This is a genomic window from Paenibacillus marinisediminis (assembly GCF_054343325.1).
Genome location: NZ_JBTGUH010000006.1, coordinates 303,279 through 315,691, shown reverse-complemented (window position 1 = coordinate 315,691; position 12,413 = coordinate 303,279). Strand labels below are relative to the sequence as shown.

Sequence of the window (12,413 nt, the reverse complement as noted above, 5' to 3'; positions counted from 1 at the left end):
AGCCAGGATCAAACTCTCCATAAAAGTGTTTGACTTGCTCATTTGTATTGCTGACGAGTTTAACTCGTTAATTTCTAACATTCGCTCGTTGTTCAGTTTTCAAAGAACAATATTCATTCCGAAGCACTTTCTCGCTTCGTTTCGCCCTGTCGTTCAGCGGCGACTTAATTAATATACCACATGGGCAATGCCAATGCAAGCATTTCTTTAAAAAAACTTTAAACATCCGGAAAACCACATAACAGCTGTCTTTATACCGCTATATCTCTTACAGTTTACAGTCAGCTCTTAGCGATCTCCGGATTCGATATCCTATCCTACTTAACAGCTACAATAGACTCTATCCATAGCTGCTTGTCCTTAACTAGTTGTTCTATCGTCCCGTTAATGCTTACCCATGGACGGGTTGGATATTGGTTATCAATAAATACAATTCTACCTACTCGACCATCGCTAAGCTTAACAACGGTTCCTTGAGTTAAATTCATCATCTTATGAATGAACGTTAGCACCATCTGAGGATCGAGCTTGCCAAAGGATGCTTCTTGCAGCTTCTCTAGTGTTAAGAAAGGCGACTCTGCCCTTCTATATACACGATCCATTGTCATCGCATGAAACATATCTGCTATAGCAACTATCTTGGCATACACGTGAATCTTCTCGCCTGATATTCGTAATGGATAACCCTGTCCATCAATACGCTCATGATGTTGAAGAGCCGCTAACTTCACACCATCATTGAGGGCAGGTGTGTTACGGAGTATTTCATAGCCAAACTGAGTATGGCGTTTTATTTCAAGCTGTTCATTAGGTGTCAATGTATCGCGCTTGTTAAGGACATCGTCGTCTAGCTTTATTTTTCCGATATCATGCAGCAGTCCAGCCAGTGCAATCTGCATTCCTTCCTTGGGCGGCATGTCAATCCATTGCCCTATGAGGTAAGAGGTTAACGCTACCGCAATGGATTTATGTATCAAGTAGTTAGACATATCTTTATTCAAGTGCTCATGAAGCTGGGATCTAACTGCCATCGGGTGAAATTGTTTAATATGTACAATGAGCTTTTCCAATAAGCTGCGCAATTCGAATATAGGAATACGAATTACAGCGGATGTTCCCATCATCTTGTCGACATGTGATGCAAGTTCCATCCATATTTCAAGAAATATTCGCTCTTCTTCTGACACCTGCTGCAAGTTGACCGCAGGCAAGCTCCCCTCATCTTTCGAAGGATTCGTTCTGGCTGAAGCTTGTTCTTTATCCGTATTGCGTTCTATTTCAAGCTGATGAATCATAAATGCATCCAATACTTCAAGATCTCGATTAGATAGAACTCGATTCTTAGACATCAATAGACCTCCGAGAACCGAATATACATCTTGAGCTAATCGTTCACCCGGATTGACTTGGGCTAGTGGAATCATCACCATTAACCTTTCACACTCCTAGCTAGTATCTACAACTAAGTTATAATGCCTCCACAACAGGTCCATTACGCATGACACCATCTGCAGCAAACATATTCATTTCGAACCTATATGATCGTATCTATAACATTAGATAATATTGAGCATGAACAGATCATGAATCGCTCTAACCTTCATTCTACCAATATCTCCCCGCAAAATGAATAGGGACGCACTATCCTGCGTCCCTATACTTTAAAACTTTATATTATTCTTCATCACTTGAAGATGTTTCTGTTCCATCGGAAGTTTGGTCCTCAATCTCCTCTTCTTCCTCTTCCGCCTTATCACAGCGGGTAACAGTTGCAACTGCATCCTCATCGCGAATATTAATGATCTTAACGCCTTGTGCATAACGTCCCATTTGCGAAATGCCGTCAATGCTAGTACGTATGATGGTACCTGATGCCGTAATAACCATTAGATCATCTTCGTCATTAACGATCTTCAGACCCACAACCGCACCATTCTTATCTGTAACGTTGATCGTCTTAATACCTTTACCACCGCGGGTCTGGGAACGGTAATCACCGATAGGGGTGCGTTTACCATAACCTTTTTCCGTGATGATAAGAACATCAAGCGCTGGATCAATGACATCCATATCAATAACATAGTCTTTATCATCAAGCGCTATACCCTTAACGCCTGTAGCGGATCGACCCATAGAACGAACATCCTTCTCCGAGAATCGGATCGACATGCCCGTGCTTGTTCCCATGATGATCTCCTGCTCACCATCCGTCAGCTTGACACCGATCAAGGAGTCTTCTTCACGCAAGTTAATAGCGATCAGACCTCCCTTGCGGATGTTCACGTAATTATCCAGAGGCGTCTTCTTCACTATACCTTCACGTGTGGCGAAGAACAGGTACTGATCTTCGTTGAATTCCTCTACCGGAATAACCGCTTGAACCTTCTCACCCTGCTCAACCTGAAGCAGGTTTATGATCGGTGTTCCACGAGCAATTCGGCTCAAGCCAGGAATCTCATATGCCTTAATGCGGTACACCTTGCCTTTGTCGGTAAAGAACATCAGATAATGATGCGAGTTCGTAACGAACATATGCTCAACGAAATCATCATCCTTCGTTCCCATACCTACAACGCCTCGACCACCCCGCTTCTGACTGCGGTATGTCGTAACAGGCAAACGTTTGATGTATCCGCTGTGTGTAACCGTAACGATAACATCTTCACGCGGAATGAGATCTTCGTCGAGGATGTCTTCACCGATCGTAATCTCCGTGCGGCGCTCATCCCCATACTTCTGCTTGATCTCTTCCAACTCATCGTAAATGATATTCAAGACGAGTTCCTCACTGCCGAGAATTTCTATATACTCAGCAATCTTCTTCATCAGCTCGTTATATTCTTCTTCAAGTCTCTCTCGCTCCAAGCCTGTGAGACGGCGAAGACGCATATCCAAGATCGCTTGTGCTTGATCATAGGATAAGGCAAAACGTTCGATCAAGCTGTTGCGCGCTTCCTCATCACCGCGAGAACCGCGAATGATCGCTATTACTTCATCCAGATGGTCAAGCGCTACCTGCAAGCCCTCAAGAATATGGGCTCTAGCTTGTGCCTTCTTCAGATCGAATTCTGTTCTACGGCGAATGATCTCAACCTGATGCTGGACGTAGTAATAGATGACTTCGCGCAGATTCAACAAGCGCGGTTCATTATTAACCAGAGCGATCATATTTACGCCGAAGTTCGATTGCATCTGCGTATGGTGATATAGATTGTTTAAGACAACGCTTGGATTCACATCGCGGCGAAGCTCGATCACGATGCGCATACCGTTGCGGTCGGACTCATCACGCAAGTCGGTAATACCTTCAATACGTTTCTCGCGTACGAGTTCAGCGATCTTCTCTACAAGACGCGCTTTATTCACCTGATACGGAATTTCCGTTACGATGATACGAGCCTTGCCGCCATTCTCCTCGATCTCAGCTCTAGCTCTCATCGTAACAGAGCCTCGACCAGTTGAGTAAGCACGACGAATGCCTTCTCTTCCCATGATTAAGCCTGCTGTAGGGAAGTCCGGACCTTTAATATATTCCATAAGGTCAAGCGGTGTCAGTTCCGGATTGCGGATGAATGCTTGTACCCCATCGATAACTTCTGTTAAATTGTGCGGTGCAAAGTTTGTCGCCATACCGACCGCAATACCTGATAGACCATTAACGAGTAAGTTAGGGAAACGGGTTGGTAATACGACCGGTTCTTTCTCTTCTCCGTCATAGTTGGGTGCATAGTCTACCGTATCTTTATTCAGATCGCGCAATAATTCCATCGCAATCTTGGATAATCTCGCTTCTGTATACCGCATCGCAGCCGCAGCGTCACCGTCGATCGAACCGAAGTTACCATGGCCGTCGACCAACATGTACCGCAGAGAGAAATCTTGGGCCATACGAACCATTGTTTCATAAACTGCAGAGTCACCATGTGGGTGATACTTACCTATAACTTCACCGACGATTCTCGCTGATTTCTTATGTGGCTTGTCCGGTGCCATGCCTAGCTCCGACATCGCGTACAATATACGGCGATGAACCGGCTTCAGACCGTCGCGCACGTCAGGCAGCGCACGACTCACGATGATACTCATCGCGTAATCTAGAAAGGATTCCTGCATCTCCGTACCAATGTCACGATCCTTGATATGCGATTGTTGTTCTTCTGCCATGCTGGACCTCCTTCAAATTGTTCGTTAACAGCGTCCGCATTGGTATGATAACAGCCATATCTCGCTCCGCCGAGGGATCGTATTGCTCACAAGAAAAAACGGCATGATTCCCTTGCAGGAAACAGCACCGCCTTCCCTCTAATAATGGCAAAAAAACCTTTGTTTATCGCTATACTTATTATATTACTTTCACAAATAAGAAACAATTAAACGTTCACTTCATTCGGCTTTATATCCGAACAATTAAGCCGAACTCCCTCTTCTAATGCATCTTAACCAAGCGGATGGTTGGACTTACTATCATTCATTATACCATGAAATGAAGCCATTACCGTACATAATCGTCAAAGTGGAGCCGTTAGCGTTAATCATACTCTTCTTACCGCTTACCGAATCCATAATGACTAATAAAAACACGAGACTGGAAGAAGAAATTCTTATTCCACTCTCGTGTCGTATATTCATGAAGTCATCAACGAACTTAGATGTCCAAGTTCTTAACAAACTTCGCGTGCTCTTGAATAAAATCACGGCGGGGTTCAACTTGGTCACCCATCAGCGTATCAAAGATCTCGTCAGCCCGCTTCGCATCGTCTACCGATACTTGCAGCATCGTACGACTCTCTGGATCCATCGTCGTTTCCCACAGCTGTGTAGCATTCATCTCGCCAAGACCTTTATAACGCTGTACGTTGACCTTAGCTCCTTCACCGAACTCTGCGATGATCTCATCGCGCTGCTTCTCACTATCAGCATAGCGAATAACTTTATTACGCTCCACCTTGAAGAGCGGGGGTTGTGCGATATAGATATAGCCTCGCTCAACGAGCTGTCTCATATAGCGATAGAAGAACGTTAGGAGCAGCGTGCGAATATGCGCTCCATCAACGTCAGCATCGGTCATAATAACGACCTTGTGGTAACGAGCCTTGGTGATATCGAAATCTTCACCAATACCGGTGCCGAGTGCTGTAATAATGGCGCAAATCTCCGCGTTGGACAGCACTTTATCCAAACGAGACTTCTCTACGTTCAGAATCTTACCGCGTAGCGGCAGGATCGCTTGGAAATGACGATCACGCCCTTGCTTCGCCGATCCACCCGCAGAGTCACCTTCGACAATGAAAATCTCACTGATGGAAGGATCCTTGGAGGAGCAATCCGCGAGCTTGCCTGGCAGCGAGCTCACTTCAAGCGCACTCTTGCGGCGAGTTAACTCGCGCGCACGTTTAGCTGCTTCACGAGCACGTGCAGCTTGTGTTCCCTTCTCCAGAATCTTGCGAGAGACAGCCGGATTCTCAACGAGGAACTGCATGAATTTGTCCGCAAATACCGATTCCACGATACCGCGCACTTCACTGTTTCCTAGCTTCGTCTTCGTCTGACCTTCGAACTGCGGATCAGGGATCTTAACGGATATGATTGTCGCCAATCCTTCACGTACATCATCACCCGTCAGGTTGGCGTCACTGTCCTTCATCAGGTTCATCTTGCGCGCATAATCGTTAATAATACGTGTTAATGCGCTTTTGAAGCCTGACTCGTGCGTTCCGCCCTCATGAGTGTGAATATTGTTGGCAAAGGAATAGATATTGTCTGTATAGCTGTCATTGTACTGCAAGGATATTTCAACCGAGATATTATCCTTTAAACCTTCTACATAGATAGGCGGCTCATGCAGCTTCTCGCGGTTGCGGTTCAGATATTCGACGAATTCAATAATACCGCCGTCATACTTGAACACATGGGAATTGCCTGTTCGCTCGTCAGCGAGCTGGATCTCAATGCCTTTATTCAAGAAAGCAAGCTCCCGAATACGGGAAGCGAGCAGTTCGTAATCAAAAATTTGCGTTTCTGTAAACACTTCATGGTCAGGGAAGAACTTAATCGTTGTTCCCGTTTCATCTGTATCACCTATGATCTTGAGGTCATATTGAGGGACACCTCGACGGTACTCTTGTTGGTGAATATGTCCGTCTCGTTTAACAGTTACGATAAGCTTCTCGGACAATGCATTAACGACTGACACACCAACACCGTGAAGACCGCCGGATACTTTGTAGCCTTCTCCTCCGAACTTACCCCCGGCGTGAAGAACGGTCATAACAACCTCAACCGTCGAGCGTTTCAGTTTCTGGTTCTCACCAACTGGAATTCCGCGTCCATTATCCACAACCGAGATGCTGTTATCTGGATGGACAGTAACAATAATCTTGTCGCAATATCCAGCCAATGCCTCATCGATACTATTGTCAACGACTTCCCAGACCAGATGATGAAGACCTTTAGCGCTGGTAGAGCCGATATACATACCCGGACGCTTCCGTACGGCCTCTAGGCCTTCCAACACCTGTATCTGACTTTCATCATACGAATTCTGGTTCAAAGACATGCCATTCACCCACTTCTCTAATTTCAATCCCGTCTATCTTCATCCACGCGCGGCAAGTGATGCGAACGCTTCTTGAGTGTTGTCGACGATATCGGTGAGTAATACACTTTTCCGGTCGTGACGACAATCGACTTCGCTTCTTCTTCCCCTATACTCTCGATGTTCTTCATCTTGAGAGAATGCGCCACAAATTGCTTGGATAATTTGGATGACTTCTCAATGGTAATGTCGAATATAGCGACCAGCTCAGAAGAGCGGATCACCTTCTCGCCACCCAAGTGTATATACATTCAACTCACCTCATCAGCGCTTGACTTGCCCACCATCTACATGAAAAATGTTTGCATCCTGCAGCTTGCTTGCATGAATGCCCTCGACTCCGGTCGTCGTAATGAAAGTTTGCACTTTCCCTTGGAATGTTTCTATGAGCTGTGTCTGCCGATAAGTATCGAGCTCAGATAATACATCATCAAGCAACAGCACCGGATACTCACCAATCTCCTCATGCATCAGCTCAATCTCTGCAAGTTTCAACGATAGCGCGGTGGTACGCTGCTGACCTTGAGAGCCGTATGTTTGCACTTCTTTACCGTTTATCGAGAACAGCAGGTCATCGCGATGCGGTCCAACCAAGGTCATCCCGCGCCGCACTTCCTGATTATGCATTTGTGTTAATTTTATCATAAATTGCTCCAATAAGACAGTGTCATCCTCACCCTCGGCTGTAAACGAAGGCTGATAGTCAATAAGGAGCTGCTCCTGACCATTGGTAATGCCGGCGTGAATCTGCTCTGCCCACACCTGGAGCTTTCTTAAATATTGTTTCCTTTTCTTAACAATCTTAACGCTATGTTCAGCAAGCTGTTCATTAAAAATATCCAGCATCACATGGGACGCCTTAGCCTTGTCATCCCACATTTGCTTCAGTAGGTTGTTGCGCTGAACAAGCACTTTCTGAAACTGCTGTAGATGATACAAATAACTAGGCTGAACTTGACCAATCTCCATGTCAAGAAAGCGGCGTCGAACGCTCGGGCTTCCCTTCACGATCTCAAGGTCCTCTGGCGCGAACATCACCACATTGAGAGAACCGATAAAGCCGCTAAGCTTCCGCTGCTCCAAACCGTTCAGCTTAGCCTTCTTCCCTTGCTTCGATATGGATAGATCCAATTGGCATACGCCGTACTTGCGCTCAATAGAAGCATGCAGATTGGCTTGATCCGCATCCCAGCCAATAAGCTCTTTGTCCTTAGACGTACGATGCGACTTCGTCAATGCCAGTACGAATATCGCTTCCAGCAGATTAGTCTTGCCTTGCGCATTCCGTCCTACGAACAAATTGACTTGATGGTTCGTATCGAGCTCCAGCGTCTCATAATTGCGATAGTGATTCAGGGCCAGCGATCTGACGAGCAATCGTTAACCCTCCTGAACAACGCGGAAACTGCCGCAGCCGTCCACTTCGACCGTATCGTTTGGATACAATTTGCGTCCACGGCGAGTATCTACTTCTCCGTTCACTCGCACAGCTTCCTCGGCCAGCATGATCTTAGCGTGACCGCCAGTCGACGCACAGCCAGCAAGCTTAAGAAATTGACCTAACTGAATGTATGCGGTTTTGTCTGTTGCTATCGCGATGTCTTTCATCTTTGTTCCTCCTTTTCGGAGCAAGGCTATTGCCCTCTATCCTTAGTTCGTTGTGCGGTATGGCAAGATCAAGTGCAAGCTGTTTACACCTTCAGTTGGCTTAATAATGATCGGGCTCATAGCGCCGGTAAAGTAAATGTTGATGTGCTCGCACTCAATAACCTTGAGTACATCAAGCATATATTTGGAGTTGAATGCAATCCGCAGCGGATCGCCGTCAAATTGTTTCACTTCGAGTTCTTCCGTAACACGGCCTAGCTCTGAGGAGCTCGATGATATTTCAATCGTTCCGTCCTCTTTAGTTTGAAGGCGAACAATGTTTGTTTTTTCCTCACGAGACAGCAAATAAGCACGGTCGATCGCTTCCGTCAATTTTTTTGTGTCCAGGACGAGTTCTGTTTTGAATTGTGTCGGAATAATTCTAGAAGTATCAGGGAATGTCCCATCGAGAATACGCGAATAGAACAGTACATGGTCGATCTTAAACAACACCTGATTATCCGCAACGACGATGTCTACAAGTGTGTTCTGATCTGGAATGATCTTGCTCAATTCGTTCAACGTCTTACCCGAAATAACAATGTTTTGGAAGCGGATATCTGGATCTACATCAATGCGAGCCGTTCGGCTTGCCAAGCGATGACGGTCAGTTGCCACAAATTTTAATTCCGCGTCTTGAAGATTCCATAACAGCCCTGTCAATATCGGTGTTGTCTCATTCGTGGAAATGGCAAATACCGTTTGCTTGATCATCGTTCGAAGCAGATCGCCGTTCACGGTAATGACTTGGTTCTCTTCGATGCTAGGAAGCACTGGATATTCTTCTGGGTCTAAGCCGACCATCTGGATATCCGTCTTGCCTGCACGAAGATACGTTTGAAATTGTTCCTTGACTTCAATCTCAATATATTGGGAAGGCAGCTTCTTAATAATCTCAACAAAAAATTTAGCAGGCAATACGACACTGCCTGGACGCTCAATTTGAGCAATCGTTTGTTTGTCATCTTCAACAGGTATAAAGCTTTGAATGGATATATCCGTATCACTTGCGGTCAGTGTTACCCCTTGAAAGGTAACGTCAACCTTAATTCCTGTCAAAATGGGGATAGTCGTTCGGCTGGAAATGGCTTTTGATACATTTTGTATTGCTTCGTTCAGTTCATTTTTCAGAATGGATAACTTCATACTTTCACTCCTCGAATGCTTAAGTGTTGATTGTGGACCACTATTTCTATGATGAATATCTTTTAAATAATTTATAGTAATAGTAATAGGGACCGTGGATATGTGGATAAGTGGTCTGAGCTTATATAAGATAAAGCCTATCCACATGTGTATAGTTTGTGCATAGGCTTGTCATTTTGTTCACAGTGTCGGGTTTTTAATTTTGTCGATGAGATTCTGGATGACCTTGTACAACTCTTGATCGTCGGCTAGTGATTGTGTAATCTTCTCATGCGCATGGATAACCGTCGTATGATCTCTGCCTCCGAATGCTTCCCCGATCTTAGGCAATGAGTAGTCCGTTAATTCACGCGACAGGTACATCGCAATCTGACGAGGAAATGCTATGGCCTTGGTCCGTTTACGCGCTTTAAAGTCTTCCAACTTCAATCCGTAAAACTCGCCAACTCTTTGTTGAATATCATGAATGGTAATGATCTTTGGTCTGCTGCTCGGAATAATGTCTTTTAACGCTTCAGCCGTTAGATGAGTCGTAATATCCTGATTCGTCATCGTCGAATAAGCAACAACTCGAGTCAGAGCCCCTTCGAGTTCACGGATGTTCGTATTGATCTGATTAGCGACATATACCATCGCTTCGTTCGGAATATCGAGATTCTCCGCTTTCGCTTTCTTGCGCAGGATCGCAATCCGCGTCTCCAGATCAGGAGGCTGAATATCGGTGATTAGTCCCCATTCAAAACGGGAACGCAGCCGCTCTTCCAGCGTCTCGATCTCTTTAGGCGGTCTATCACTGGAAATGACAATCTGTTTATTGTCGTTATGAAGCGCATTAAACGTATGGAAAAATTCCTCTTGAGTCGATTCCTTGCCCGCAAGGAACTGGATGTCGTCTATGAGCAGAATATCGATCGTGCGGTATTTGTTACGGAAGATTTCGCCTCTATTATCACGAATCGAGTTAATGAACTCATTCATAAACTTCTCAGATGTTGTGTATACGACGCGGCTATTCGGATTATGCTCCAACACATAATGACCGATCGCATGCATCAAGTGAGTCTTTCCGAGACCAACGCCTCCATATAAAAACAACGGATTGTAAGCCTTAGCTGGAGCTTCAGCAACAGCGAGTGACGCTGCATGCGCAAAACGGTTGTTGGAACCGATAACGAACGTATCGAATGTGTACTTCGGATTCAATATGTTGGATACGGGTTCCTCCTGCAATACCGCGCGCGGCGGCGGAGATTGCGGCTGTACGATCTCTGGCTCGACCTGCGCCGCTTCCTCGATGATGAATTTGACCTCTACTTGCTTGCCGGTCATCTCGTATACAGTTGAACTAATAAGCTTCGTATAACGGCTCTCCAGCCATTCAACGGCAAAGGTAGTCGGTGCTGTAATAATGAGCTGGGTGTCAGTATACTTGACCGCTTTGGTAGCTTTAAACCAAGTATCAAAGCTCGGCTTGCTCAATTTGGTCTGCACGACGGTCAGTATTTCTTGCCAGTATGCATTTACTTGGCGATCCACAGATGGTTTCACTCCTTCAAACCTGTTGCGTCGTCACAGGTGACGCGCTCCCCCGGCAAATTCGCCTATAAGGACAATTTCCCCGACAAAGTGCGCAAGGAGGGCTCTCTCTGCTTACAGAAAGCCCTCTGAATATGCAAGGGCGCATTGTCGGGGTCTATGTTGGTAACGACAAGACGCAATGCTGCGGCCACTGTCGAAATATACCGTACTATGTTCATTATTATCCACAATAACAACATTGCAGTAATGAAATTAATAACAGGTGAGGATAACTTGTACACAATGTTATCCACAGGTTGTTAATAAGTATGGATAAACTGAAACTATTCACAACCGAAAAGCAATATAAGCATAGCAGATGAGCCCTTATATTTCAACGATAGTCCAAATTTTATCCACAAATTCAATAGCTTGTGTATATATTTTATATACAACACTAGATATTGTTTATAACTTGTGACTGTTCGACAGCGGCGATGAATATGCCGTCGAATGTTATACACAAATGATTGATGAAAAATGTCTACAAATCGGAAAGTTTTGCACATGTTAATAACTATTGAAGAATGATGAGGATTGATGTTGGTGGATTATCATTTTGTGAATAGTCAATTTATGAAATAGAAAAGGTATTGTGATCAAGAGAAGAGTTCGGCTAGTATGCGTTGAAATGCGCGGATGGGTCGAGCATTGACTTTTTGCTATATTTCTGATTAAATATATAAAGGATTTTTATGCTTTGAGCACAAAGCCGGTTTTGACCGGTTTAACATGAATGTTCCTGTTTGAGGAGGTGCAATTAGAATGAGACCAACATTTAAACCAAACGTGAGCAAGCGCAAGAAAGTTCACGGTTTCCGTACGCGTATGAGCACGAAGAATGGCCGCAAGGTACTGGCTGCTCGTCGTCAAAAAGGCCGCAAAGTATTGAGCGCTTAATAACGCTGCATCCGAGACCACTGCGGTGGTCTTTTTTTTCTTTATCATCAGCTTCATTCAGATTTATGCGTAATATACGTAACTATGATGTTTATTCCAGCGGGCTCAGGTACATACTTTGGAAAATAAGTCTCTTGATTTATTACCTATATGATTATGCAGCTTGAGCTGATACGAGATAGGCAGGAGTACGACTGTGCAAAGTGAATATCGTCTAAAAGATCGCGCGGATTTCAGCCGCGTATATCGATACGGACGTTCGTGGGCCAATCACCAGCTCGTCTTATACGTTTACCCTAGACCTGAGGTGGAGAAATTCCGCGTCGGTATTTCCGCAAGCAAAAAAATTGGCAATGCCGTCGTTAGAAATCGTATGAGACGCCTGATTAAGGAAATCATGAGGCAGCACGCCGATCGGATCAAGGACCATGTTGATCTTGTCATTATTGTTCGTAAAGGTGCCGTGGATATGGACTATGAACAATTGACGAAGAGTGTGCTTCACGTATGTCGAAAAGCCTCAATATTTAAATGAAACAATCAGAAA

10 protein-coding genes are annotated in these 12,413 nt (G+C 45.0%); 2 read left to right on the top strand and 8 right to left on the bottom strand.

Annotation, left to right across the window (positions count from 1 at the left end; translation table 11 throughout):
- Nucleotides 1-317: 317 nt before the first annotated feature.
- The 8 genes from ACXX53_RS15740 to dnaA form a co-directional block, all read right to left on the bottom strand.
- Nucleotides 318-1,430 carry an HD-GYP domain-containing protein gene (locus ACXX53_RS15740; protein ID WP_458569610.1) on the bottom strand — a complete coding sequence of 371 codons (1,113 nt, stop codon included), beginning with the start codon at nucleotides 1,428-1,430 and terminating at the stop codon, nucleotides 318-320.
- Nucleotides 1,431-1,674: 244 nt separating this feature from the next.
- Nucleotides 1,675-4,164 (bottom strand): DNA gyrase subunit A, encoded by a 2,490-nt coding sequence (gene gyrA / locus ACXX53_RS15735; protein ID WP_458569609.1) that lies wholly within the window; start codon nucleotides 4,162-4,164, stop codon nucleotides 1,675-1,677.
- Nucleotides 4,165-4,645: 481 nt separating this feature from the next.
- Nucleotides 4,646-6,556, bottom strand: a complete 1,911-nt coding sequence (gene gyrB, locus ACXX53_RS15730) for a DNA topoisomerase (ATP-hydrolyzing) subunit B (RefSeq protein ID WP_458569621.1) — start codon at nucleotides 6,554-6,556, stop codon at nucleotides 4,646-4,648.
- A 23-nt stretch (nucleotides 6,557-6,579) separates the two neighbouring features.
- A complete protein-coding gene (gene remB / locus ACXX53_RS15725; protein ID WP_458569608.1) occupies nucleotides 6,580-6,846 on the bottom strand; it encodes an extracellular matrix regulator RemB in 267 nt (88 codons plus the stop codon).
- 13 nt (nucleotides 6,847-6,859) lie between these two features.
- Nucleotides 6,860-7,972 carry a DNA replication/repair protein RecF gene (recF, locus tag ACXX53_RS15720; RefSeq protein ID WP_458569607.1) on the bottom strand — a complete coding sequence of 371 codons (1,113 nt, stop codon included), beginning with the start codon at nucleotides 7,970-7,972 and terminating at the stop codon, nucleotides 6,860-6,862.
- 3 nt (nucleotides 7,973-7,975) lie between these two features.
- On the bottom strand, nucleotides 7,976-8,203 hold the full coding sequence (locus ACXX53_RS15715) for an RNA-binding S4 domain-containing protein (RefSeq protein ID WP_458569606.1): 228 nt from the start codon (nucleotides 8,201-8,203) through the stop codon (nucleotides 7,976-7,978).
- Between the two features lie 42 nt (nucleotides 8,204-8,245).
- The gene (gene dnaN / locus ACXX53_RS15710) at nucleotides 8,246-9,388 is read right to left on the bottom strand and encodes a DNA polymerase III subunit beta (protein WP_458569605.1); all 1,143 of its coding nucleotides are present in this window, start codon (nucleotides 9,386-9,388) and stop codon (nucleotides 8,246-8,248) included.
- A gap of 180 nt (nucleotides 9,389-9,568) precedes the next feature.
- A complete protein-coding gene (dnaA, locus tag ACXX53_RS15705) occupies nucleotides 9,569-10,924 on the bottom strand; it encodes a chromosomal replication initiator protein DnaA (protein WP_458569620.1) in 1,356 nt (451 codons plus the stop codon).
- 807 nt (nucleotides 10,925-11,731) lie between these two features.
- On the opposite strand from dnaA, the gene rpmH reads away from it, so the two are divergent.
- Nucleotides 11,732-11,866: a 50S ribosomal protein L34 gene (gene rpmH, locus ACXX53_RS15700; protein ID WP_458569604.1), complete on the top strand. Its 135-nt coding sequence runs from the start codon at nucleotides 11,732-11,734 to the stop codon at nucleotides 11,864-11,866.
- Nucleotides 11,867-12,062: 196 nt separating this feature from the next.
- A complete protein-coding gene (gene rnpA, locus ACXX53_RS15695) occupies nucleotides 12,063-12,401 on the top strand; it encodes a ribonuclease P protein component (RefSeq protein WP_458569603.1) in 339 nt (112 codons plus the stop codon).
- Nucleotides 12,402-12,413 lie beyond the last annotated feature (12 nt).

Coding starts and splice junctions, on each gene's coding strand:
- ACXX53_RS15740 (WP_458569610.1), bottom strand. CDS start 1,430: ATGGTGATGATTCCACTAGCCCAAGTCAATCCGGGTGAACGATTAGCT.
- gyrA (WP_458569609.1), bottom strand. CDS start 4,164: ATGGCAGAAGAACAACAATCGCATATCAAGGATCGTGACATTGGTACG.
- gyrB (WP_458569621.1), bottom strand. CDS start 6,556: ATGTCTTTGAACCAGAATTCGTATGATGAAAGTCAGATACAGGTGTTG.
- remB (WP_458569608.1), bottom strand. CDS start 6,846: ATGTATATACACTTGGGTGGCGAGAAGGTGATCCGCTCTTCTGAGCTG.
- ACXX53_RS15715 (WP_458569606.1), bottom strand. CDS start 8,203: ATGAAAGACATCGCGATAGCAACAGACAAAACCGCATACATTCAGTTA.
- dnaN (WP_458569605.1), bottom strand. CDS start 9,388: ATGAAGTTATCCATTCTGAAAAATGAACTGAACGAAGCAATACAAAAT.
- rpmH (WP_458569604.1), top strand. CDS start 11,732: ATGAGACCAACATTTAAACCAAACGTGAGCAAGCGCAAGAAAGTTCAC.